We start from the raw sequence: 23,573 nt of genomic DNA on the forward strand, positions 1-23,573 counted from the left end.
GTAAAAATAGATAATAAAATATTATCTTATCAGCTATATTATATTTGTACAAATCACAAGGTCGTTTCTAGGCTTTGTGATTTTAATTAAAGAAAAAAATCATGAATAAACATAGTCTCTTAGTCACTGGTTTAACTTTTTTACTTTTCCCTTTTTTTAGTTTTTCTGGAATTCAACTAAATAATAATAAATTCATTTATATTGAAAACACTAAAAATGAAAGAATAGAAATAAAAAACACTTCAGATAAAGAATATTTTATTCAAAGTGTAGTCACACAATCAAATATTGATAACAAAGACCCAGCACCTTTTATTATATCCCCTCCTCTTTTCAAACTTGGTGCTAATGAAACTTTTTTTTTAGATATAATTAAAATTGATGATATCAATATTAAAGAAAAAGAATCACTTTATAAAATAAATATAAAATCAGTTCCTATCATTAAAAATAAAGAAGAAAAAGAAAACTTATTACATGTTTCATTAAATATGATTTACAATCTTTTTTATAGACCAAGTAAATTAAGTAATAAAGAAAAAAATTACAGTGATATTGTTTTTTCAAAAAACAAAAATGGTTATCTTATTATTAAAAACCCAACACCTTATTATATAACACTAACTTCAGTGAAAAATAATAATATTAATTTTATTGAGAACAGCAAAACTATTTCTCCTTTTAAAAAATATAATACAAAAGTTAAATTAAGCTCTTCTTCAATAATTAATTATAGTATCAGAAATGAGTTTGAAAATGTTATTGAGATGCCATCTAAAGAGGTTATTAATGAAGAGTAAAATTGCTAAGCTTAATAGTATTACCATTTCATTTTTTAGTATGTTTTATTGTTACAATATATATGCTGATAATGATTCATCATTTTATCTATATAGTTTACCTAATATCGATGCTAAACTTATTGCTCAATTAATTGAAAATCAACAACTAGCGGGCACATATCCGACAACACTATTTGTCAATAATCAGAAAAAATTCACTAAAAACATTATCTTTGATAATGTTGATGGCAAGCTTACGCCTAAATTATCTATTGAAGATTTAATCAATTTAGATATTAATACTGACTTTTATAATATCCAAAGCAATTCAACAGAGCTATTATCATTAAATGAAATTGGAATTTCATTTAATTATATATTTTCAACCAAATCCCTTTATTTAACCATTCCACAAAAAGGAATAACAAATAATAGAATTAACTTACCTAATAAATCGCTGTGGGACAATGGCATTAATGCTTTATTTAGCCATTATGACTATTTTGGCTCATATCAAAAAAACAGAAATATTATACATGAAATCAATTTTAACTCAGGTATTAACTTAGGTTATGTCCGTATTCGCAACAATAGTAAATATATCTATAATGGCCACAATAACCAAATTAAAATAAAGACACTTTATGCTTATCAGCAATTAGATTCACTTTCTTCACTTATTTATGGTGGTAAATTTACGCCCACTAACCGTCTATTGGCTAGTGAAAATATTATGGGAGTACAGTTAATTTCTAATAATTTACTTTCCAGTCATTCTCTTTATGCGAATAAACCTATTATTGAAGGTATTGCAGAAACATACGCTTTAGTAAGTGTTAAACAACAAGATAGAATTATCTACGAAACATCTGTTCCTCCAGGTCCTTTTGTATTGAATGCCTTACCTACGACAGGAAGTTCTGAGCTAACTCTCGAAATAAAAGAAGCTGATGGCCGTATAAAAAAATCAACTCACTATTTTACTATGATGCCTAATCAATTAAATACTAATCATTATCAATACAATTTAGTTGCAGGTTATAGTCAGCAATCTTATTACAAAAAAAAAGATAGCCAACATCCTTATTTTCTTGGTGAGTTTGCTTATGGTATTAATCAAAAAATTACTTCTTATGCGGCATTTAGAAAAAAAACAGAACATCACACTTATTTAGCTGGCCTAATTTTTAGTTTAGGTGAATTAGGTGGATTGGCAGCAGATGTCAGTTATTTAGATAATAGTCATATAAAATATCGAATCCGTTATAATAAAATTTTTACTTCAACAAAAACAAGTTTAACACTATCTTCGTTATATTATAAATATAATAAACCTCATGAAAATAAACTATTAAAAAATGCTCCTGAAAAAAAATATACACTCTCTATTTCTCAACCATTTATAAATGTTGGTCATTTATCTTTAAGTTACTATTACTTCTCTTACTTAACTGATAAGAATAGCCACATCATCGATACAACCTTTTCTTCTTATATTAAAAATATAAATTATTCAATTAAATATAAATATAATAAAAAAAATAATGACAATCACTTTTCATTTTATTTTCAACTACCCTTATTTAATCATAGAAATACTTACCATTGGATAAATAATCAATTTAGTTATAACAACAACCACTATTCGAATAATACTCGTTTTGGCGGCTCATTTTCACCACATTCAGAATTTAATTATTCAATAGGTTATAGAAATAAGTTTTCACCTAAAAATAAAAGTCATAATTATTCGGCAAATATGCAATACAAAGGAAATTATCAATCTTATAGAATAAGTGGTTCACATTCATCAAATAATCAATTTTATCATTTAAATTTTGGTGTAAGTGGTGCATTTTTAATCCATAATGGAGGTGTTACATTATCTCCATACTTAGGAAAAACTTTCGTTCTAGTAGATACACAAGGATTTTCTGGTATAAAAACAGATTATTCTACTAAATTTAAAACAGATAATTTTGGTTATTTAATACTACCTAATATTTCGCCTTATAAAATAAATAAAATCACATTGCAGTCATCGACATTACCTAAATATAGTGAAGCAACTCATTATACAAAATCAATCGTACCTACATTAGGTGCAATTTCCAAGATCACATTCCCATTAAAAATAAATAAAAAAGTTTTATTTCAATCTACCTCAGAAATTCCTTTTTTTGCAACAACAACTGCATTCGATAGCCAAAATAATATGATTGCACAAAGCTTTGTCTCTGATAATAATCGAATATTTTTTTCGGGTTTATCTGAAGTTGGATGGATAAAAGTAAAATGGGGTGATGAACAACATCAACAGTGTCAGTTTAATTATGATATTAGCAATGAAATGAAAGTTGATACGTTAATTAAAAAAGACATTGTTTGTCAATAAGTTTAATTAAATTAATTACAGGTAATAAATTATGAAAAAAATAAATATTTTTATAACATTACTTATTTCTTTAATCTCTTTTTCTTCATCTGCGCAGCAACGAGGTGATGATATTCTGCCACTAAATTGTATGGTTGATATATATATTAATGCTAATAACAATACTATTAGTATTAATGACTTTGCCTCTCAACAAGCTGGTGCATTAGCCACACATGCTACCATCACAATCATATTAGAAGTGCTAGACTGCTCAATTAAGAATGGTGATATTAAGCTTACAATAGATCCACGTTCAATTGATCCCAATACGGGTTATTTAAAAAATAATATTTTAGATAACTCTGCCAGTCAGAATGTTACATTTCAATTATTTTACGATGATGACGAAAGAGCTATTAATTTAAACAGTGAAAATACATTTATTACCAATATTACTGATGGTGATGCTGAGTTTTATTTTGCTATAAATTATGTCAAAACAGATAACCTCCCTCCCAAACCTGGAAAAATACAGTCTAACATTATTTTTAATTTAATGATTGGTGAAGAAATTGTCGAAATATAACTAATAAAGCAGAGCGTTAATAAAAATAACGTTCTGCTTCAAAAAATAAAAAAATAAAAAAATTTAGAATAAGTTATTTTTTAACCCATAACCCATTAATTCCCTTTACATACTCCCCTTCACTTGCTCTAGCAACTAATTTCTCCCCTGCTAGCCTTGCAACAGATTCAGGTGCAACTTGGTTCGTTTTTGCTATCTCAGCATATTTTGCTTTTCTTGCTTGATTAATTTCATCAACAAGAACTTGTGCTTGTTTGTTATTAGGTTGAACAAGCTCTATATAGCCTTTAAAGGTTTCGCCTACCAGCCCTTGTGATCTCGCTTCATCAAGAGTAAGCGCTATAACGCCAGTACTCCAAAATAAAAACATTAACACAGCACTTAGTAGATATCGTTTATAATTCATTTTTTATCCTTTAAAAAATTGCGCTGTTATCTTTTAATAAATCTTCAACTTGTCGATCTATTTTGACATTAATTTCATGTTCAATTTTAACATTCATATTAATATTAATAGGTTTATCTGGTGTTGCGACTTCTAGTCGAATACATCCTGTTAACGCCGATATTCCCATCATTAAGATCGTTAATAAAAATAGTTTTTTTAAAAATAATGGTTTCACTCTGACTCACTCCCTAAATCTGATAGGCTTTTCTCTAACCACTCTTCCAATTGCGATCCAAAACGTAAACTTCGCCATAATTGAAAGACATTTTCTTCGTGATGATAATTTAAATTCACTTGTCGTCGCTTATCTTCTAATGGATTGGTTCCTTGTATTTCTGCTTCTAAAATCAACTCACCTAAATTACTTAAATTGACTCTCGTCCAAGAACGACTTATTTCTAAATAACGCAACCATGCAATAGCAACACCTGCCGACATGTTGCTGTCATCTATTGAATCAACAAAATCCTTATCAAGCCTCAAGGTTAAATAAGACGAGTTGGCTAACCAACCATTTTTAATAATCCATTGATTATTATTTATATAAAATGGGAATTCACCACTTACTTTGCCTGATGCTGCAAGTTGGGTCACTTTTAATAAAGTAAATAAATGACTAAGCTCAATATTATCTAATGAAATAATTGCCTCTTCCTGTTGTGGGATAGCTAACTTTTTCATTGAAAGAGTGCCTTCTAACATCGCCAGTTTTACGTTAGACAAGACTAACGGCTTTGTTTCTGTTGCTGGATAAAATCCCTGAAGGTCAGCGGTAATATCAGTCACTTCAAATAAATTATTAATTCGTTTAATTCTAAGTTGAACTGGCTGCTTAACACCTAATTGCCATTCATCACCCTGTAAACGCCAAGGCAGAATAAAATCTAATCCTTCTAACACACCATCTTTTAGCCACATTCCACCTTGTTTTACAACTAAATGTCCACCAGCAACTAATCCTTGCTCTGGTGCAATAGAGAAGCCAGCTTGAGTATAAAATTCACCTTTATCTAGCGTAATACCTAATTCTGCAGGTAATAAAGATTGAAATGCATTAATTGCTTGTGAAGGCCAACGCATTTGACCTCTTAATCGCGCCCCATCCCAACGTGTATTTATTGCAATTGGTCCGATATTGGGTTTAGCGCTTATTTCACCTTTTAGATTAAAATTAAAAGGTGACTCACCATTAACTGTTGCAATAAAATCTGTTTTATCTAAAAAACCACCAGAAGGAAAAGAAACACGTTGGCTTGTTAATTTTAATTTCCCATCAAAAGCTGGTTTCTTATCATCCCGTAACCAACGAAATGGACTTAATAATGTTAACCTTGGCGCAGTCATTGTGGTGTTTTGATATTTTAAAACATCAAAACCAGTGTTTAAAGTTTCAAAACTGACAGTCTTGTCCCGCCAATAACCTGTACCCGCAATATCCCAACGGGCTTTTAATGGTAATAGATCACCCTCTCCCCAATAACGCCATTGCCAATTTCCATTATCAGGCAAGAAATGTTCCGCTTTACCATCAAAGTGAATACGATAATCACCCCAAATTGAATCTTGAGCCACTACAATGGCATTTAAACGGCCATTAAATCCTTGAGATGAAAATGTTGTGCCCGCCAGAGGCAACCTTGCATCTTTGATAGTTAATGTTTCAGTTAAAGGCCCTTTAAACCGTAATAAAGAGCCTGATAGAAACTCAATCGTTGGATCACTCAACATTCCTGTTATTTTTACTGGTAATTGTGCATTGGCTTGCATTAATTCTTTATTTACAACACCGGTTATCTGAATAGGGATTTGTGCATCTAATAAGTCAATTGGCGTTTCTGGTATAGAGATAACTAAATTACCTTTTCCTGCTCGCCCTTCTGTCATCATATTCAGTCGTGCAGTTAATCGTAAATTAGCTAAACCTTCTCGCCACTGAGCTAGATTAATATCAACACCTCCACGTAATGGTTGATCTAATCCAAACCACTCCCAACGCCCTTTTTTAATAGTAATATTCTTAGCATCGACATGCCAAGGAAGCAGCATTAATGCTTGTCCACCACCTTGCTCTGCTAACGATAATGTACCCTCATTTCCTTTCCACTCTCCGACAAAAACAAGCGGATTTGTATAATGAGAGGTTAATAGAGTGGCGTTAATTGAGCCATTTTCAGGTAATGAAGCAATATCGAGAGGTAATTCTATTTCAGCCGCAAGTTCAATATAATTATCATCAGGTAAATTTACTTTAAAGTGTTGGATATCTAGCCATTGGTTATCACGAATAAACAGGCGGATTTCAGCTTTATCACCTTGATAAATGATTGAGCGCCCATTCTTTTCACTTGTTAAATTTAACGAGCCTTGATAATCATCATAGCCTTTCAATAATACACTTTGAATATTAATAGAAAGTGCTGGAATAGATGCTAATAACGTTTGTAATTCAAGAGGAGCTTGTGCCGTTTTCTCTTTTTCTATTGCTGATAATTGAGAAAAACACTGCTCATCAAGCATCAAATTGTGGCTACTAAATTGAAAAGAGTCTGTTTGCTGTTTTTTATATTGAAAAGCAAAGCCATCAATATTGGCTAATATGCAACTTTCACTTTTTAATGAAATATTATCAATTGAAAGGCCTATTTGTTGTAATTTAGGCTGGGTTAGCGTAAGGGATATCCCTTCTGGTAAATAAGATTTTGCAACAACAGGCAACCAATGGGGAATCGTTACCCATAACGTAGTGCTAATTATAGCTGCACCAAGTAGTATGGTACCTGTCCATTTGATTGTTTTTTTTAACAACACATCGTATTCCTTTTAAACAAACCAGAATCATCCACTTATCTCGTTAAAATCGTTTATAATAATAGTATTAATTTCTTTCATATTGAGGATGGATAATTCTTGATTTTCCAGCCTCAGAATAAAAATTTAATCAAAGTAGAGAAGACTAGATGAAAATCGTTTCTTATAGTACTAAACATTATGATCAGAAACACATGGAATGGGTTAATCAGCATAATGGATATCACTATGATATCGAATATTTTGATTTTAATTTAACTGAACAGACAGCAAAAAATGCCATTGGTGCTGATGCTGTGTGTATTTTCGTCAACGATGATGCAAGCCGCCCTGTTTTACAAGAGCTTGCCAGTTTAAATATTCGTATTCTTGCATTACGTTGTGCTGGATTTAATAATGTAGATCTTCAAGCTGCAGCAGAATTAGGAATAACTGTTGTACGTGTTCCTGCTTATTCTCCTGAAGCAATAGCTGAGCACGCAGTGGGCATGATGCTCTCTTTAAATCGTCGTATTCACCGCGCTTACCAACGCACTCGTGATGCTAATTTCTCGTTAGAAGGATTAACGGGTTTTAATATGCATAACCGTACCGCAGGTATTATTGGCACAGGTAAAATAGGTTTAGCGACGCTACGTATTTTAAAAGGATTTGGCATGAAATTACTTGCCTTTGATCCTTATCCAAATCAAGCCGTATTAGATTTAGGTGCCGAGTATGTTGATTTAGCAACACTGTATGCTAATTCTCATGTTATTTCTTTGCACTGTCCATTAACTGCAGATAATCATCACTTGCTTAATGAGTCAGCTTTTTCACAAATGAAAGATGGTGTGATGATCATCAATACCAGTCGCGGTGCTTTAATAGATTCTGCGGCTGCAATTAATGCATTAAAACAAGGTAAAATAGGTGCATTAGGTATGGATGTTTATGAAAATGAACGTGATCTCTTTTTTGAAGATAAATCAAACGACGTTATTCAAGATGATATCTTCCGCCGCCTTTCTTCTTGTCATAATGTATTATTTACAGGCCATCAGGCATTTTTAACTGAAGAAGCCTTGATCAGTATTAGTGAAACAACCTTACATAATATTAAAGAAGTTGTTAACGGCGTTGAATGTATTAATCAAATAAAAGCTTAATAAACAGCTAGTTAAGATTAAAACTATGCTATTTGTATAAGATATATCTTCAAAAAATAAAAAATCCCCTTTCATTTAGCATTACTTACTTTGAAAGGGGATTTTTTTATTGTATTACTAACAAATAACAACTTTTATTTTTTATCTTTTTCAGTAGATATCGACTCAATAACACCACGGGTATAGGTGTCTTGATTATCTTCTTCTACTTTAAATTGTGCGACTAAGTCGGCAAGTTGATGTGCTTCGTCATCCATATTCGCAGTAATAGCTGCAGATTCCTCAACTAATGCCGCATTTTGTTGTGTGACTGTATCCATTTCGCTCACTGCCATTGCTATTTGGTTAATTCCCATGCTCTGCTCATTAGAAGCAAGGGCAATTTGCTGCATAAAATCATTCACCTGTGTAATTGTTGTTACAATCTCAGTCATAGAGCGACCGGCTTGAGCGACTTGCTGTGAGCCTACTTGAACTTTATTAACAGAATGAGTAATTAATTCATTTATCTCTTTTGCCGCATCAGCACTTCGACTTGCTAGATTACGCACTTCAGCAGCAACAACCGTAAATCCTCGCCCTTGTTCACCCGCTCTTGCTGCTTCTACTGCGGCATTCAATGACAAAATATTGGTTTGGTTAGCGATACTATTAATAATGTCATTAATATCTGAAATTTTCTTCGCACTTTCAGAAATAGAAGACATTGTTTCTACCACACTATCCATCACCGTTTCGCCATTTTGTGCTGAACTTGTCGCGGTTAATGCTAGTTTGCTTGCTTCACGTGAGTTATCTGCATTTTTCTCAACCGTTGTTTTAATCTGTTCCATACTTGCAACAGTTTCTTGTAATGCACTCGCTTGTTCTTCAGTTCGTGAAGAAAGGTCGGTATTTCCTGTTGCTATCTCACTCGCACTAACACTAATTGTGTTAACTGCATTTTTAACTGATGAAATCATATGACTCAATGAGTTTTTCATCTTATTCATTTCATTGAATAATTGTCCAAATTCATTGGTACCATGATTATCAACTCTCATACTGAGATCACCTTGGCTCATTTTACTGAAGATATTAATTAAGATCCTAATATTGCCAATAAAACTATGTGAGAACCAACGTAATATAAAGATAAATAAGATAATAACGATAACACCCGCTATAGTTGCCATAATCATAAGGCGCTGCTGTGATGTTTTCGCAATCTCGATATAATTATTTTCAATGCTATTAGCTAATGCGTAATAAGTCATCGTAATATCATTAAGTTCATCCATTTTAGCACTAGCGGAATGGGTACTTAATTCACCTTTACGCAATTTATCAAGCGCACCACTAAAAATATCAAGCAGTTCATCAAATCGTTTTGTCATTTCATCTGTTAACTCACGCCCTTCTACTGTGAGTTTTTCGGCATCAGCCCAGCGATGAATTTCTTCACGAGTGACTTCAATATACTCGGCGGTTTGATGAAAATATTTTGCCGAGGGTTTTTCATTAACTCTTAACTGTCCATCAAGACCATTAATATTAGCTCGGATAACAGCCATTTGATAACGCGCTTTACCCATAAGCAACATTTGCTGGCTTAAATTGCTTGATGAAACAAAGTTATTATAAGATCGAGTGGATGCATCATAACTAAAATAAATGATGCTCATAATAAGTGTGAATAAAATGGCCAGCATGACCTTTACGGTCTTTTCTATACTGATGTTCTTAAACATGGTCATATTCCATCAAAATATACAGGTGTTTTTTTTCTGCACATTTGTAAGATATTGGAATACCCTATAATACAAAAAGAGTATTCCCTGGTGTAAATAAAATAAGATTAAAAGTCATTCATTAGAATATAGAGACAGTTTGAATACTGCCCATATCTATAATGTCGGTAATTTTTACAAAAAACTTTAGGGTGCAGTGAAATATATTTTTTATTTATGAAATAAACACTTCATTTAACTTCCAAGCAAAAAATTAGCTATACAATATCCTGCTATGCCCATGATTTTACTCATAAAAAGATAAGTCATTAATTATTTTTTAGTTTTAGTTCTTTTCTTATTCAATTTAAATTTAATATACGAATAGGTATAAACACCTAATTAGGTTAATTATATTAATCATAGTAGTCATTTAAAATCAAATGAAGTTTATTATTAATTTCCAAAAAAATAAGGTGGTTTCTTATAACCACCTTATTCTATTATTAATTCAATTTTATTCTTATTTATTAAGAAAGCTTAATAAATTTTTGTTTTAATAATTTTTCTGTCAGTTCAATAAGTCTTATCACATTTTCAGGGGTTTCTTTTGTTTTAAGTTCAGCCAAAGTCAGCCAATGAAAAGAATTATTGGTTAATTTACTATGCAGTAATGGGCGGCAGAGATAAATCATATCAATATGATAGTGAAATCCTTCTTTTTTATCATTAATGGGCTCTTTTAAAATAGCCAGAGGTTTAATAAGCTCAACAACATCTTTGTTCACCAAATTAAGCGCTAATTCAGGCTGATAACTAAGACATTCACATTGCAACCCTGTTTCTTCTTCTATTTCTCTTAAAGCCGCATCTTGTGGTTCTTCATTTTCTTCAATATGCCCACCAGGTGGTAACCAGCACGCTATTTTAGGGTGAAAGTGAAATAAAAATTGCCCTTTTTTATTAAATACAATACCAGTAGCAGTAAAATGGCTTTTTATATTATTTAACTCCATCTGTTATTACCTTTTGTTTTACTTATTAAAATGTTATAGCCATTTCATATTCTGCTATTTAAGCTTGTTTTCTTGTTTTACTCGATTTGATGCTTGCTTTATTCCAGCCAAGAAATCTGCAAATATAGCTTTAAAATCGTTACATGCATCTTCTGGTAATGTCGCTTCATTTTTTAAGTTAATAGAAATATGTGTAACAAAACCATAAATAAGATTAACAACAATGGCGGGTGAATAAGTGTCAATTTCCTTTCGTTCAAAAAGAGCATTAACACAAGATTGAATTCGAGGAATAAGAATATTTGCATCTATTTCATCCCACTCTTTCCAACCCAGTACTGAAATAATATCTTGTAAAGGGATCAGCTCATTTTTATGCTGATAGATATGATCGACACAAAGTGAAAAAATTTCTTCTAGCTCAACCCATTTATCTTCATTAACAGGAATTTTTGTTAATTTTTCAACAGCGCACTCAACCTGTAAAAGATAGCACTCTTTTAATAGCGCCTTTTTATTACTGAAATGATGATAAAATGCACCTTTAGTTACTCTTGCATAACGTGATATTTCATCAATGGAAACATCGTAATAGCCTTGATTTACAAATAAATATTGAGCTGCTTCGATTAAAGCGGTGCGTGTTTGTTCTGAATTCTCTTGTTGCCGCGATTTTATTTCCATGATAAAACCCTTAAAACATACCATAAGTATGTAATAATATATGGGTATCAGTTTTGTGTAAACTGTACAAAATATTTTTCAGGAAATTATCATGTCATCTCAGTACAATGGGCTTATCCCTTCCAATTCTTTATCCTCATTTAATATAGAAATTATCAAGGAATTACTTCTCTGGATTGAGGTGAATCTGGAAAAACCGTTGTTACTTGACGATGTTGCAATTAAATCCGGCTATACAAAATGGCATTTACAGCGTGTTTTTAAACAAGCCACAGGATTAACCCTTGCATCTTATATTCGCGGGCGACGTCTTACCAAAGCAGCAACTGAATTACGTTTAACTAAACTACCAGTGCTAACTATCGCATTACGTTATCAGTTCGATTCTCAGCAATCTTTCACTCGCCGATTTAAAGCAATATTTGGCGTAACTCCAACTGAATATCGTAGAATAGATATCTTATGTGGTGATAATTTTCAGCCACCAATAAACTTTGCGGTTACTGATTTACCGATCCCCAAAATAATGGATTTACCAGAAAGCGATGTTTATGTAATGCAATATCAATATTTTTGCTCCATTGAAGATATTGGCAAGTTACACGAAGAGATCCGTCATCAATTCTGGAATGATTTTTTACTGTATACCGATAAAAACTTTACTGAAAGTACCGTACTTATTTCTTATCAACCAAATACTGAGCGTAAAAATAAGATCCAAATTGATTATGAAATTGGTTTACGTGACTTAACCCATTTTACAAAAACAGGTGGATTTAGAAAAAAACGTATTCCAGCAGGTCGTTATGTCAGATTCCAGTTTAAAGGAACGCTAGAAGAATATAAGCAATTTGCGATGAAAATCTATTTTTATACATTACCTGCTTTAGGTTTATGTCGCCGCCTAGGCGCTGATATTGAAAATTATATTTGTATAGAAACGGATATTGATTTAACGAAATTACCTAAAACATTAGAAATTGACTACTATGTACCTATACATTAATACTTGGTTTCAATAGCCTGATTTACTCAGGCTATTTTTAATTTTAGTCCATCTAATCCCCTATTTTACTATCCTGTGACTTTCTACTAAATAAGGTAACTATGCGTATTTCATCGCTATTATTATTTTCAGCGCTATTTATACAGCCTATTATAAGTTACGCAGATATTTCCACACATCAATTAACACGTGAAGATGGAAGTGACATCCACTATTACATTGATAAACGCGGCGAAAACAATAAAACCTTGTTAGTTCTTCTGCAAGGCTCAGATTGTAATAGTATTAAAAATAATACGTTTATTCAGGAAACTTTTGGTCAATGGCTACCTGATAGCGATATTTTGATGGTAGAAAAATATGGTATTACAGCACAGTTGCCCTATCTTAAAAATTACGACGAACGTAAAGATTGCCCTTTAGAATACATGTTAAAAGACAATCCTACACAACGTACTAATGACTATTCAGCAGTACTAGATAAATTATCTCCATATTATCCTAACCTAGTGTTAGTTGGCGGCAGCGAAGGTGCAATAATGGTTCACCTCATTATTGACCGACGTAACGACATTAAAGCTGGTATAGCATTAAATGGTGGTGGGCGCTTTTTTATCGATGATGTTATTTATAATATTCGTCATACAACACCGTCAGAATACGTTAAAGAGGCGACAGAAGGTTTTCAGCAATTTGCCATTAGCGCTAAAAACAATGAGCTAGATAATGACCAAATAATCAGTGAGCATGGTAAATTATGGTGGCACCAATTTTTATCTATCGATTTACAAGCAGTCATGCAAAAAAATAATCACACTCCCGTTTTAATTGTTCAAACACTAAACGATATTAATGTAGATGTTGATGCATTTGATCAATTAAGCCGCAATATCCAGCAATCTAATATTCAATTTATGAGTTATAAACAGTTAGATCATGGTTTTTATGGAAAAGATGGCTTACGTCATACTGATGAAATTATTAATATGATGAAACAGTGGTATGCCAAACAATAAAAATAGTACTAAAACATAACTGATCTTCATATTCATCATAAAAAGTATTGTTTCGTTTTTTAATAACAATGCTTTTTATTTTATTGTTCGAAAAATGCTTTGACACTCTGCACTTGCCAATTTTTTCAAGACACCTACTCTTTAAGGTAAGTATAATTATCCAATGACTGATATAGCTCAGATATGCTAAAGCGTCATTTGTGTATAATGATAATATTCTCTCTTCTAGGTTTAGGATAAGAATGGAAAGTAATAATTCGCTTTTACGTCTTGATAAAATCGGCTATCAAATAGATAACAAAACTATTCTTGATAATATTAATTTTTCGCTGCAACCAGCTGAATTTAAGCTTATCACGGGTCCTTCTGGTTGTGGAAAAAGCACCCTACTAAAGATTATTTCATCACTGTTATCACCAACGAATGGTACGCTATTTTTTGAAAACAAAGATTATTTAACGATGTTGCCAGAATCATATCGCCAACAAGTCTCTTACTGTACCCAAACACCCATGCTATTTGGCAGTACTGTTTATGATAATTTGCAATTTCCTTATTTCTTACGAAAGCTCGCCGTTGATGAAAAGAAGATCATCGCTGATCTAGATTATTTTGGTTTACCAAGTTCCATGGTAAAAAAAAGCATTAATGAACTATCAGGCGGTGAGCGCCAACGTATTTCATTAATAAGAAATCTACAATTTATACCTAAAATCTTATTATTAGACGAAATAACTAGCGCTTTAGATGAAGATAATAAAGCGAAGGTAAACGACACTATTCACACATATGTAAAAGAGCAAAAACTTGCCGTTTTATGGGTGACTCATGATCAGAATGAAATAAAACATGCTGATGATGTTATTCACTTACCTTCACATTCTGGTACTTAATCTCACTCTTTTGAAAAAAATTTTTAATTGTGAATTAATGCATTTTTATGAGTAATCATTTTGTTATGAGCGAACATACTATTATGAACGAACATACGATAAGTAATGAATCCCTTATTTTTTCTCTCTTACTTGTGCTAGTTGCTATTTTTATTAGTCATAAAGAGAAGCTTTCTTTAGAAAAAGACATTATCTGGAGCACCGCCAGAGCAATTATCCAATTGCTGATTGTAGGTTATGTCCTTACTTATATTTTTCATGTTGACCATTTTATTCTGACATTTTTAATGGTGTTGTTTATCTGTTATAACGCAGCACATAATGCGAAAAAACGCAGTAAATATGTAAAAGATATTTTTATTATTTCTTTCACCGCCATTACAACAGGTGCACTATTAACGTTAACTATTTTATTATTAACAGGTTCAATTGCATTTACGCCAATTCAAATTATACCCATTACCGGTATGATCGCGGGTAATGCTATGATAGCAACGGGTCTTTGTTATAATAATTTGGGTCAACGTTTTCAGAATCAACAACAACAAATACAAGAGATGCTAAGTTTAGGCGCAACACCTAAATTAGCCTCAATGAGCATTATTCGAGATAGTATTAAATCATCTCTTATTCCGACTGTAGATGCAGCAAAAACAGTGGGTATTGTCAGCTTACCAGGCATGATGTCAGGGCTTATTTTTGCTGGTATCGACCCTTTACAGGCAGTTAAATATCAAATTATGGTTACTTTTATGTTGATGGCAACCGCAAGCCTTTCAACAATTATTGCCTGCTATTTAACCTATAAGAAATTTTTCAATCAACGTCATCAGTTAATTGTGTTAAATAACCAATAATACTGACTTTGACTTGTACTCAACTAAATAAAAAAAGAAGCTTCAGCTTCTTTTTTTATTTATTGGCTATCAATATAGGTTTTTATTTAACCGCGACCTTTAGGTCGATTAAGAATATGATCTTCCCAATCTTCTACTTCAGTTTCTGGCACAGCAATATATCTTACTGAGATATTACTTTGGTGCATTTTTGCTTTATTACCCGCAATTAATGGATGCCAGCTTGCTAAAGCTTTGCCTTCTGCTAATAAACGGTAAGCACAAGTCATTGGCAACCATTCAAAGGTAGGTAAATTATGCCGAGTAAGCTTGATACAATCTGGCTCATAACGAAAACGATCTTCATAGTTACTGCATTGGCAGGTTTTAATATTTAACTGATTACAAGCCACGTTAGTGAAATAAATTTCATCAGTATCGTCATCCATTAACTTGTGTAAACAACATTGTCCACATCCGTCACACAGTGATTCCCACTCATCATCACTCATTTCATCTAAAGTTTTAGTCTGCCAAAAAGCCTGTGTCATCTCTACGTTATTACCTTATTGCTCATCAAAACGAATTAAATAACCCGCGTTGTCAGCTGATGCTCATTAATACTTAATACCAACATATCGCCTGATTCTAATGGACCAACACCTTCAGGTGTTCCCGTTAAAATAACATCACCAGGACGCAGGGTAAAAAAGCGAGACATATAACTGATAAGGGGTAAAACAGGGGTTAGCATATCACGACTGTTGCCCTGCTGACGAATTTCGTCATTAACACGTAACGTTAAATCTGCATTTTGTGGATCACCAAATGAGTTTACGGGAATAAAACCGGATAATGGTGCCGAACCATCAAATGCTTTACTTTTTTCCCAAGGTTGTCCTGCTTTTTTTAATTTGGTTTGCAGATCACGCAAAGTAAGATCTAAACCGATACCGAAACCCGCAATAGCACGATCAACACGATCTTCATTGGCTTGTTTAAGCGGCTGTCCAATTAATACGGCGAGTTCGATTTCATGATGAACAGCCCCCATCTCTTTTGGAATAGCAATAGGTTGACGAATATCACACATTGCGGTTTCGGGCTTGATAAAAATAACAGGTTCTTCAGAACGTACTGAACCCATTTCTTTAATATGGTTTGCATAGTTACTTCCTACACAAATCACTTTATTGACTGGAAAATCAAGCAACGCACCTTCCCAATCTCTGTGTTGATACATAATATTTTCCTTATAGGTAATTTGCTGTGTTTTATTTCACTATAGAGCCGATTATTATTTAGTAGGTAGTGAATTTATTTTATTAGCAACGCCATCAGCCATTGTGACTATGCTAAGTGCAAAAAAGTAAGAACTATTCCAATGCATAATAGTACGGAAGTTTTGTGTCACTAAATAGCTTCTGTGCATATCATCATCAGGAATGATTAACCAAACAGGCATATTATCTGTTAGCTGACTATTAGCAGGCAATTGAACGCCTAACGCTTTCCATTGTGCTACCGTTTTTTGCTGCTCAGCTTTAATGCCTTCGAGTTGCTGGTTAAAATCTATCGCTAAAGTAACCTGTTCACCCCATGGAAGTCCATTTTTCCAACCTTCTGTTGCCAGATAATTCGCGGCTGAAGCAAATGCGTCTTCACGGCTATTCCAAATATCAATGGTGACATTATTATCGCCATCCGCCGCATAGGTAAGGAAAGATGAAGGCATAAACTGAGTTTGCCCCATAGCCCCAGCCCATGAACCTTTTAAGCGTTGCCCTTCAGGTAAATGACCACCTTCAATTATTTCAAGTGCTGCCATTAGTTGGCGGCTAAATAGTTCTTCTCGACGACCTTCAAATGCCAAGGTTGCTAATGCAGAAATAACATCTTCTTTGCCCTGCACTTTACCAAAACCGCTTTCGAGTCCCCATAATGCAACTATATAGTTTGCAGGCACACCATATTTATTACTGATACGATTTAAGGCTTCTTGATTCGCCTGATATAATTTAGCCCCCTCATTAATGCGACCATTCGTCACAATACGGGGAAGATAAACATCTAGCGTTATTTTTTTTTCTGGCTGATTACGGTCTGATTTCACCACACGTTCAATAAAATGAACTTCTGCAAATGCAAAATCTATCGTTTCTGCTTTATAACCTAATTGAGCTGCTTTTAATTTTAACGCCTCAACATAAGCAGGAAATTGTGCCGGTGTACGCGAATCTTTAGGAAATGTTTGTTCAAGTGAACTAACATTGATTTGTTTCCATCGAAGTGGCGCGGGTGTTCCAAGTGGAGTTGTTTCACTTGTTATCACACTTTTTTCCACTTGCTTTTGTTGGCTATCTGCACACGCAGATAGCACAAAACCAGAAACAATTATGCCAATGAGCGAATATTTGAACATTGAGGCTCCTTTTATCTCGATGATTTATTCAGTTTTTTCTGATTTTTTCAATTCATCTAAATAAGCATTTAACATGCTTTCGACAGGTGGTGGTACTTGAAGATAAAATCCTTGATCAATTAACGCCCGTTTGACTTTTTCAATGTCCGCATGTGCTAAACGCTGTCTATCCGCGAGATTCAGCAGCATTGCGAATTGAGGTTCGCCAAAACTTTGTAATAATTCATCTGGAATTCGAGAGAAATCATCTTTTTTTTCGATGTATAAATAAGTTTGATCACGCTTGGTACTACGGTAAATTGCACAAATCATTTTCATTAAACTCTAATTATTAAAATAAGCGACTTGCCTGAATATTTTAGTAAATATAACATGCTTATATACTTTCGTAATATCGTCTCTGGTTTTTTGTGCCAGATTATAAAAAATTTACTGAGTCAGATAGATGTCAAACACGCCCATTGAGTTAAAAGGCAGTAATTTTACCCTTTCGGTACTTCATTTAAATGATGGAACACCGAAGGTTATTCGTCAGGCTATTTCAGAAAAAATCGCACAAGCGCCTCAATTTCTGAAAAACGCCCCTGTGGTTATTAATGTTTCTGCATTAGCAGATCAAAATATTGATTTTAAAAAACTGAGGCGAATTGTAGAAGATGCTGGCTTACGCGTTGTGGGAATTAGTGGCAGTTCAGACGCTCAACAGAAAGAAGCGATAATTGCCGCACAGTTACCTATCTTAAATGAGGGTAAAATAACCAAACCAACAACTCAGGTAAATAACGATAAAACGGATGATGTACCAATTCAGGTACGTCAGAAAACAAAAATCATCCATACACCAGTGCGTTCTGGCCAACGCATTTATGCTCAAAATAGTGATTTAGTTGTTATTAGCAATGTCAGTGCCGGCGCTGAATTAATTGCGGATGGCAATGTCCATATCTACGGCGTATTACGTGGGCGCGTACTTGCTGGTGCATCTGGTGATAAAGAAAGCCAAATTTTTTGTACGCATTTATCTGCAGAACTTGTTTCTATTGCTGGTCAATATTGGCTAAGCGACCAAATTCCTGCTGATTTTGTTGGAAAATCTGTCCAACTAAGTTTGCAAGAGAATGAATTAACTATCGAGAACTTAATTTAGAGCATCGACAAGGAATCACTCCATGGCACGCATTATTGTTGTTACGTCAGGTAAAGGTGGGGTTGGTAAAACAACTTCCAGCGCGGCCATTTCTACCGGCCTCGCTCAAAAAGGTCATAAAACGGTTGTTATCGACTTTGATATAGGGCTACGTAACTTAGACCTTATCATGGGTTGTGAACGTAGAGTTGTTTATGACTTTGTTAATGTTATTCAGGGTGATGCATCTTTAAATCAAGCCTTGATTAAAGATAAACGCACTGAAAACCTGTTTATTCTGCCAGCTTCACAAACAAGAGATAAAGATGCTCTTACCCGTGAAGGGGTAGAGCAAGTGTTAGATGAACTCGATGAAATGGGATTTGATTTTATTATTTGTGATTCACCGGCGGGTATTGAAAGTGGCGCGCTAATGGCACTTTACTTCGCAGATGAAGCTGTTATCACAACTAACCCAGAAGTCTCCTCTGTGCGCGACTCAGACCGTATTTTGGGCATTCTAGCATCTAAGTCACGTAGGGCAGAACGTGGCCAAGATCCAATTAAAGAGCATCTTCTATTAACGCGTTATAATCCAGGCCGAGTCAGCCGGGGTGATATGCTAAGTATGGAAGATGTCCTTGAAATTTTATGCATTCCGCTACTGGGTGTTATTCCAGAAGATCAATCCGTTTTACGTTCATCTAACCAAGGCGAGCCTGTAATTTTAGATCATGAATCTGATGCAGGTAAAGCTTACTCAGATACCGTAAATCGTTTGTTAGGTGAAGAACATCCATTCCGTTTTATTGAAGAAGAGAAAAAAGGCTTTCTGAAACGCCTTTTTGGGGGGTAAAAGATGGCTTTACTAGATTTTTTCTTGTCGCGTAAGAAGTCGACAGCCAATATTGCCAAGGAACGTCTGCAAATTATTGTCGCAGAACGCCGCCGTGGTGATAGCGAGCCAGCTTATTTACCTGATATGAAAAGAGATTTATTAGGTGTTATCTGCAAATATGTGCAGATAGACCCAGAGATGCTTTCAGTTCAATTTGAGCAAAAAGGCGATGATATCTCTGTCTTAGAGCTGAATGTCACTTTGCCTGAAAATGAAGAGCCAACAAAGTAATTACATTTAACACTCTCTATAAGCCATTATTCACAGAGCCAGCCATGAACTATAATTAATTTGATTGGCTCTGTGTTTAATTATATAGGGAAACTATATATCCGAATGGTCAAATAGCGTCATATCTCATTGCTATTTTAATCATTGGCGATAAGTAAGGGAGTAACATTGCAATAAACAGCTATTAATCTTTTTCTATTTATTACACTGGAAATTACCACCTATATTTTATAGGCGTTTTTTTTCATGCCCAAAATAGGCAAAAAATAAGAGCTCTATATATCGATATCTTTAGGACAAAATAAGATATCAATATAAGAAACTCTCTCTACCTATTATCGCGATTTATTACACTTACGTGTAGCAATCCTCTAATAAAATCTCTATTAAGGGTATTGCGCTAAAATTTCCGTAATGGGTTCTTCTAGTAATGCCTTCCGCCAACGAGAAAACAGCTCTGGTTCGCCTTCTTTTATTTTCCAATGAATATTTAGCAACTGATTTATTTGTCTTCTAGATGCTAATAATTCAGGATTATAACGCTTTCCTTCACTCACCTTTTGAATAACCGCTTTAATTTCTTTAAACGCTTTTTTGTAATTAGGCTGTTCAATTAAATTATGAACGGGTTCAGGGCAATCCTCATCGTTAATGTTTTTGGCTTTAACCACAAAATCAAGTAATCGGCGTCCATGACAACGAATTTCTTGTCCTGAAAGCGATAAAGCATCTAATTCGGCTAATGACGAAGGCAAATAACGAGCGACAGACCATAAGTGCTCTTCTCTTACAACAAAGTTTAAAGCCAAATCACGTGATCTTGCTTGATTTAATCGCCATTGCGCTAACATCTGTAAACAAGCAAGGTGTTGACCTCTTAATTGCCAAGCATTTCCAATATCACGATAAGCAAATTCAGGTTGTGCTATTTCTTGACGGCGTTCTGCAATCATTTCGCATTCATCACGAATAGCATCGAGATAATCCGCTTCTTGCGCTTCTGCTACCAGTTTTTCAGCCAAAGGTAACAGATAAAACACATCTGCACTGGCATATTGGCACTGCCTTTCTGTTAACGGACGCGCTAACCAGTCTGTACGAGATTCACTTTTATCTAATGCTACATTTTCGTATTTTTCGACTAACGTTGCAAAACCACAAGATATTGGGTGCCCAAGAAAAGCCGCTACAACTTGAGTATCAATCATGGGTGTTGGCACACAACCAAATTGATGAGAGAACACTTCAAGATCTTCACTACCAGCATGAAGATACTTAACGATATCTGGATTATTTAATAGTTCAACAAAAGGCGCCCACTGCGTAATAGCAAGAGGATCAATAAGAGAGATCTGATTACCATCATACATCTGGATAAGCCCCAGATGTGGGTAATATGTGCGTATGCGGACAAACTCTGTATCTAAGGCGATTTGTGAAACGGTGGAAGCAGCCTGGCATGCGATATCTAATGCAGTGTCTGTCGTAATCAATTGATAATTCAAAACAGGTTTCTCTTGTTTTTTATGTCTAAAGACTTTTTATTTAATGACGAAAACGCCGGTATAAACCGGCGAATTTATCTAAGGTTGTGTTGTGTTGTATCAAGATTCAGTTGGAGTTTTCAACTGTTTTTCTTCATTTCTTAGTTCTCTGCGTAAAATTTTACCAACATTCGATTTTGGTAACTCATCACGAAACTCAATTATTTTAGGTACTTTATAACCTGTTAAATAGCGGCGGCAATGCGTTTTTAGCTCATCTTCTGTTAACGATGGATCTTTTTTTACCACAAATATTTTAACTGCTTCACCTGAATTTTTACTTGGCACACCAATTGCGGCAGATTCTAATACTTTAGGATGTGAAGCAACAACCTCTTCCACCTCATTTGGATATACATTAAAGCCTGAAACTAAAATCATATCTTTTTTACGGTCGATAATACGAATAAAACCTTCATCATCCATTGTTGCGATATCGCCCGTGGCAACCCAACCATCATGCATGACTTCTTCAGTCGCATCAGGTCGATTCCAATAACCTTTCATGACTTGTGGACCACGTACCCACATTTCGCCGCCGACAGTGCGATCTACCTCATTACCTTCATCGTCCATAAATTTTACATCTGTTGAAGGAACTGGTAACCCAATACTACCGCTGTATTTTTTCAGGTTATAAGGATTTCCAGTCACTAATGGTGAGCATTCCGTTAATCCATAACCTTCTAATAAGTGTTTACCTGTTAGCGCTTCCCATTCTTTAGCAACACTACTTTGAACTGGCATTCCGCCACCAACAGAAAGGTTAAGTTTAGAAAAATCAAGCTGATGAAATTCTGGATTTTGCAACCATGCATTAAATAACGTATTTACCCCAGTAATTGCCGTGACAGGGTAACGCCCTAATTCTTTAATCGTACCTTTAACATCTCTTGGATTGGTAATGAGTAAATTTTTACCACCAATTTCCAAAAATAATAAGCAGTTTACTGTTAATGCAAAAACGTGATAAAGCGGCAAGGCAGTAACGACTAACTCTTTGCCGATATTCATAGCAGGTACATAAGCCGCTTTAGCTTGTTCTAGGTTTGCTAACATATTGCGATGCGTTAACATTGCGCCTTTAGCAATACCTGTTGTGCCACCGGTGTACTGTAAGAATGCAAGATCGCCACCTGTAATTTCAGGTTTGATATATTGCATTCTATAACCAAAATGCATTGCTCTACGAAATGAAATGGCATCAGGTAAGTTATATTTAGGCACTAACCGTTTAATATATTTAACAACGAAATCAACTAAAGTCGCTTTGGGACGTGAAAGTTGATCACCCATTCGAGTTAAAATAACGTGCTTAACGTTAGTATTAAAAACGATTTTTTCCAGCGTATGAGCAAAGTTAGAAACAATAATAATGGCACTTGCACCACTATCATTGAGCTGATGTTCGAGTTCTCTGGGTGTGTAAAGGGGATTGACATTAACCACCACCATACCCGCGCGGAGAATACCGAAAAGTGCAATGGGATACTGTAATAAATTAGGCATCATTAAGGCGACTCGATCACCTTTTTTTAAACCTAGGCCATTTTGCAAATAAGCCGCAAAAGCACGGCTGCGTTCTTCAAGTTTGCGGTAAGTCATGACCTCGCCCATATTAATAAAGGCGGGTTGATCTGCGAAATTTGCGACAGCGTTTTCAAGCATCTCAGCTAGGGATGCAAAACGGTCCGGGTCAATCTCAGCCGGTACATCTGCCGGATAACGTTTAAGCCAGACTTTTTCCAAAGTAGTACTCCTGATTAATCGCACTTCTTGGTTAATATTATGTTTATTTTTAACAAAGTATTAACTCATCCTACCAGCACAAACAATTTTCTGTTGTAAAGATGCGAAGTGTGTCACTAAATATTTATTTTTCTAAGCTGATAAAAAAGAAGGCGGTCAAGACCGCCCTCTCTTTTATTTAACTTTAATAACTCTATTAGATAGTTACCTAATAAATCATAGCCCCCGATTATACACCGTTTCGCACAAATGGAATAAAAATATCATGCTATCATTGTGTTAAAATCTAGTATT

23 protein-coding genes are annotated in these 23,573 nt (G+C 34.3%); 11 read left to right on the top strand and 12 right to left on the bottom strand.

Annotated features, from left to right (window positions below; all coding sequences use genetic code 11):
* Positions 1-101 precede the first annotated feature (101 nt).
* From PH4a_RS15995 to PH4a_RS16005, 3 genes are read left to right on the top strand one after another with little or no spacing between them, the layout of a single operon-like run.
* A complete protein-coding gene (locus PH4a_RS15995; RefSeq protein WP_129041170.1) occupies positions 102-800 on the top strand; it encodes a fimbrial biogenesis chaperone in 699 nt (232 codons plus the stop codon).
* Positions 790-3,177: a fimbria/pilus outer membrane usher protein gene (locus PH4a_RS16000; RefSeq protein WP_164971554.1), complete on the top strand. Its 2,388-nt coding sequence runs from the start codon at positions 790-792 to the stop codon at positions 3,175-3,177. The genes PH4a_RS15995 and PH4a_RS16000 overlap by 11 nt, the downstream gene beginning before the upstream one ends.
* Before the next feature lie 31 nt (positions 3,178-3,208).
* Positions 3,209-3,745 (top strand): fimbrial protein, encoded by a 537-nt coding sequence (locus tag PH4a_RS16005; RefSeq protein ID WP_129041174.1) that lies wholly within the window; start codon positions 3,209-3,211, stop codon positions 3,743-3,745.
* A gap of 73 nt (positions 3,746-3,818) precedes the next feature.
* On the opposite strand, the gene PH4a_RS16010 is transcribed toward PH4a_RS16005, so the two are convergent.
* Genes PH4a_RS16010 through PH4a_RS16020 form a run of 3 tightly spaced genes read right to left on the bottom strand, consistent with a single transcriptional unit; the run spans position 3,819 to position 7,001 of the window.
* Positions 3,819-4,151, bottom strand: a complete 333-nt coding sequence (locus tag PH4a_RS16010; RefSeq protein ID WP_129041176.1) for a YdbL family probable chaperone protein — start codon at positions 4,149-4,151, stop codon at positions 3,819-3,821.
* A gap of 10 nt (positions 4,152-4,161) precedes the next feature.
* Entirely contained in the window at positions 4,162-4,368 is a 207-nt protein-coding gene (locus PH4a_RS16015; protein WP_064720002.1) for a YnbE family lipoprotein, read from the bottom strand.
* Positions 4,365-7,001 (bottom strand): YdbH family protein, encoded by a 2,637-nt coding sequence (locus tag PH4a_RS16020; protein WP_129041178.1) that lies wholly within the window; start codon positions 6,999-7,001, stop codon positions 4,365-4,367. Before PH4a_RS16020 ends, PH4a_RS16015 begins: the two co-directional genes overlap by 4 nt.
* Positions 7,002-7,150: 149 nt before the next feature.
* Here PH4a_RS16020 and PH4a_RS16025 point away from each other — a divergent pair, with 149 nt between their 5' ends.
* On the top strand, positions 7,151-8,149 hold the full coding sequence (locus PH4a_RS16025; RefSeq protein ID WP_129041185.1) for a 2-hydroxyacid dehydrogenase: 999 nt from the start codon (positions 7,151-7,153) through the stop codon (positions 8,147-8,149).
* A 134-nt stretch (positions 8,150-8,283) separates the two neighbouring features.
* On the opposite strand, the gene PH4a_RS16030 is transcribed toward PH4a_RS16025, so the two are convergent.
* The 3 genes from PH4a_RS16030 to PH4a_RS16040 all read right to left on the bottom strand — a co-directional run bounded on the left by PH4a_RS16030 (position 8,284) and on the right by PH4a_RS16040 (position 11,558).
* Positions 8,284-9,879: a methyl-accepting chemotaxis protein gene (locus tag PH4a_RS16030; protein ID WP_074379350.1), complete on the bottom strand. Its 1,596-nt coding sequence runs from the start codon at positions 9,877-9,879 to the stop codon at positions 8,284-8,286.
* Positions 9,880-10,388: 509 nt separating this feature from the next.
* Positions 10,389-10,874, bottom strand: a complete 486-nt coding sequence (locus PH4a_RS16035; RefSeq protein WP_129041188.1) for an NUDIX hydrolase — start codon at positions 10,872-10,874, stop codon at positions 10,389-10,391.
* Between the two features lie 54 nt (positions 10,875-10,928).
* Positions 10,929-11,558 carry a TetR family transcriptional regulator gene (locus tag PH4a_RS16040; RefSeq protein ID WP_129041190.1) on the bottom strand — a complete coding sequence of 210 codons (630 nt, stop codon included), beginning with the start codon at positions 11,556-11,558 and terminating at the stop codon, positions 10,929-10,931.
* A gap of 91 nt (positions 11,559-11,649) precedes the next feature.
* Between PH4a_RS16040 and PH4a_RS18430 the strand changes: the two genes are divergently transcribed.
* From PH4a_RS18430 to fetB, 4 genes are all read left to right on the top strand, one after another.
* Positions 11,650-12,564: a helix-turn-helix domain-containing protein gene (locus tag PH4a_RS18430; RefSeq protein ID WP_064720007.1), complete on the top strand. Its 915-nt coding sequence runs from the start codon at positions 11,650-11,652 to the stop codon at positions 12,562-12,564.
* A gap of 101 nt (positions 12,565-12,665) precedes the next feature.
* Positions 12,666-13,580, top strand: coding sequence for an alpha/beta hydrolase family protein (locus PH4a_RS16050; RefSeq protein WP_129041192.1), 915 nt, complete (start codon positions 12,666-12,668; stop codon positions 13,578-13,580).
* Between the two features lie 242 nt (positions 13,581-13,822).
* Positions 13,823-14,473, top strand: a complete 651-nt coding sequence (gene fetA, locus PH4a_RS16055; protein ID WP_129041194.1) for an iron efflux ABC transporter ATP-binding subunit FetA — start codon at positions 13,823-13,825, stop codon at positions 14,471-14,473.
* An 83-nt stretch (positions 14,474-14,556) separates the two neighbouring features.
* Positions 14,557-15,330 carry an iron efflux ABC transporter permease subunit FetB gene (gene fetB, locus PH4a_RS16060; protein ID WP_129041957.1) on the top strand — a complete coding sequence of 258 codons (774 nt, stop codon included), beginning with the start codon at positions 14,557-14,559 and terminating at the stop codon, positions 15,328-15,330.
* Between the two features lie 86 nt (positions 15,331-15,416).
* Here fetB and PH4a_RS16065 read toward each other — a convergent pair whose 3' ends face one another.
* The 4 genes from PH4a_RS16065 to PH4a_RS16080 are packed head-to-tail and all read right to left on the bottom strand — an operon-like array spanning position 15,417 to position 18,043.
* Entirely contained in the window at positions 15,417-15,860 is a 444-nt protein-coding gene (locus PH4a_RS16065) for a YcgN family cysteine cluster protein (protein WP_129041196.1), read from the bottom strand.
* Between the two features lie 35 nt (positions 15,861-15,895).
* The gene (locus PH4a_RS16070) at positions 15,896-16,552 is read right to left on the bottom strand and encodes a fumarylacetoacetate hydrolase family protein (RefSeq protein WP_129041198.1); all 657 of its coding nucleotides are present in this window, start codon (positions 16,550-16,552) and stop codon (positions 15,896-15,898) included.
* 54 nt (positions 16,553-16,606) lie between these two features.
* Complete coding sequence (locus tag PH4a_RS16075; protein ID WP_129041200.1) at positions 16,607-17,731, bottom strand: lytic murein transglycosylase; 1,125 nt, start codon at positions 17,729-17,731, stop codon at positions 16,607-16,609.
* A 24-nt stretch (positions 17,732-17,755) separates the two neighbouring features.
* On the bottom strand, positions 17,756-18,043 hold the full coding sequence (locus PH4a_RS16080; RefSeq protein WP_064720174.1) for a YcgL domain-containing protein: 288 nt from the start codon (positions 18,041-18,043) through the stop codon (positions 17,756-17,758).
* 133 nt (positions 18,044-18,176) lie between these two features.
* Between PH4a_RS16080 and minC the strand changes: the two genes are divergently transcribed.
* Genes minC through minE form a run of 3 tightly spaced genes read left to right on the top strand, consistent with a single transcriptional unit; the run spans position 18,177 to position 19,986 of the window.
* The gene (gene minC / locus PH4a_RS16085; RefSeq protein ID WP_129041202.1) at positions 18,177-18,878 is read left to right on the top strand and encodes a septum site-determining protein MinC; all 702 of its coding nucleotides are present in this window, start codon (positions 18,177-18,179) and stop codon (positions 18,876-18,878) included.
* A 22-nt stretch (positions 18,879-18,900) separates the two neighbouring features.
* Positions 18,901-19,713: a septum site-determining protein MinD gene (gene minD, locus PH4a_RS16090; protein ID WP_064720014.1), complete on the top strand. Its 813-nt coding sequence runs from the start codon at positions 18,901-18,903 to the stop codon at positions 19,711-19,713.
* Between the two features lie 3 nt (positions 19,714-19,716).
* Positions 19,717-19,986, top strand: a complete 270-nt coding sequence (minE, locus tag PH4a_RS16095) for a cell division topological specificity factor MinE (protein ID WP_064720015.1) — start codon at positions 19,717-19,719, stop codon at positions 19,984-19,986.
* Positions 19,987-20,372: 386 nt separating this feature from the next.
* Here the strand turns inward: minE and rnd are convergent, their stop codons facing one another.
* On the bottom strand, positions 20,373-21,491 hold the full coding sequence (gene rnd, locus PH4a_RS16100) for a ribonuclease D (RefSeq protein ID WP_129041204.1): 1,119 nt from the start codon (positions 21,489-21,491) through the stop codon (positions 20,373-20,375).
* 99 nt (positions 21,492-21,590) lie between these two features.
* Entirely contained in the window at positions 21,591-23,279 is a 1,689-nt protein-coding gene (gene fadD / locus PH4a_RS16105) for a long-chain-fatty-acid--CoA ligase FadD (RefSeq protein WP_129041206.1), read from the bottom strand.
* Positions 23,280-23,573: the final 294 nt, after the last annotated feature.

The organism is Proteus hauseri (assembly GCF_004116975.1).
Lineage (GTDB): Bacteria > Pseudomonadota > Gammaproteobacteria > Enterobacterales > Enterobacteriaceae > Proteus > Proteus hauseri.

Excerpts from the sequence above, each read along its gene's own strand:
- PH4a_RS15995 (WP_129041170.1), top strand. The coding sequence starts at position 102 with ATGAATAAACATAGTCTCTTAGTCACTGGTTTAACTTTTTTACTTTTC.
- PH4a_RS16000 (WP_164971554.1), top strand. The coding sequence starts at position 790 with ATGAAGAGTAAAATTGCTAAGCTTAATAGTATTACCATTTCATTTTTT.
- PH4a_RS16005 (WP_129041174.1), top strand. The coding sequence starts at position 3,209 with ATGAAAAAAATAAATATTTTTATAACATTACTTATTTCTTTAATCTCT.
- PH4a_RS16010 (WP_129041176.1), bottom strand. The coding sequence starts at position 4,151 with ATGAATTATAAACGATATCTACTAAGTGCTGTGTTAATGTTTTTATTT.
- PH4a_RS16025 (WP_129041185.1), top strand. The coding sequence starts at position 7,151 with ATGAAAATCGTTTCTTATAGTACTAAACATTATGATCAGAAACACATG.
- PH4a_RS16030 (WP_074379350.1), bottom strand. The coding sequence starts at position 9,879 with ATGTTTAAGAACATCAGTATAGAAAAGACCGTAAAGGTCATGCTGGCC.
- PH4a_RS16035 (WP_129041188.1), bottom strand. The coding sequence starts at position 10,874 with ATGGAGTTAAATAATATAAAAAGCCATTTTACTGCTACTGGTATTGTA.
- PH4a_RS16040 (WP_129041190.1), bottom strand. The coding sequence starts at position 11,558 with ATGGAAATAAAATCGCGGCAACAAGAGAATTCAGAACAAACACGCACC.
- PH4a_RS18430 (WP_064720007.1), top strand. The coding sequence starts at position 11,650 with ATGTCATCTCAGTACAATGGGCTTATCCCTTCCAATTCTTTATCCTCA.
- PH4a_RS16050 (WP_129041192.1), top strand. The coding sequence starts at position 12,666 with ATGCGTATTTCATCGCTATTATTATTTTCAGCGCTATTTATACAGCCT.
- fetA (WP_129041194.1), top strand. The coding sequence starts at position 13,823 with ATGGAAAGTAATAATTCGCTTTTACGTCTTGATAAAATCGGCTATCAA.
- fetB (WP_129041957.1), top strand. The coding sequence starts at position 14,557 with ATGAACGAACATACGATAAGTAATGAATCCCTTATTTTTTCTCTCTTA.
- PH4a_RS16065 (WP_129041196.1), bottom strand. The coding sequence starts at position 15,860 with ATGACACAGGCTTTTTGGCAGACTAAAACTTTAGATGAAATGAGTGAT.
- PH4a_RS16070 (WP_129041198.1), bottom strand. The coding sequence starts at position 16,552 with ATGTATCAACACAGAGATTGGGAAGGTGCGTTGCTTGATTTTCCAGTC.
- PH4a_RS16075 (WP_129041200.1), bottom strand. The coding sequence starts at position 17,731 with ATGTTCAAATATTCGCTCATTGGCATAATTGTTTCTGGTTTTGTGCTA.
- PH4a_RS16080 (WP_064720174.1), bottom strand. The coding sequence starts at position 18,043 with ATGATTTGTGCAATTTACCGTAGTACCAAGCGTGATCAAACTTATTTA.
- minC (WP_129041202.1), top strand. The coding sequence starts at position 18,177 with ATGTCAAACACGCCCATTGAGTTAAAAGGCAGTAATTTTACCCTTTCG.
- minD (WP_064720014.1), top strand. The coding sequence starts at position 18,901 with ATGGCACGCATTATTGTTGTTACGTCAGGTAAAGGTGGGGTTGGTAAA.
- minE (WP_064720015.1), top strand. The coding sequence starts at position 19,717 with ATGGCTTTACTAGATTTTTTCTTGTCGCGTAAGAAGTCGACAGCCAAT.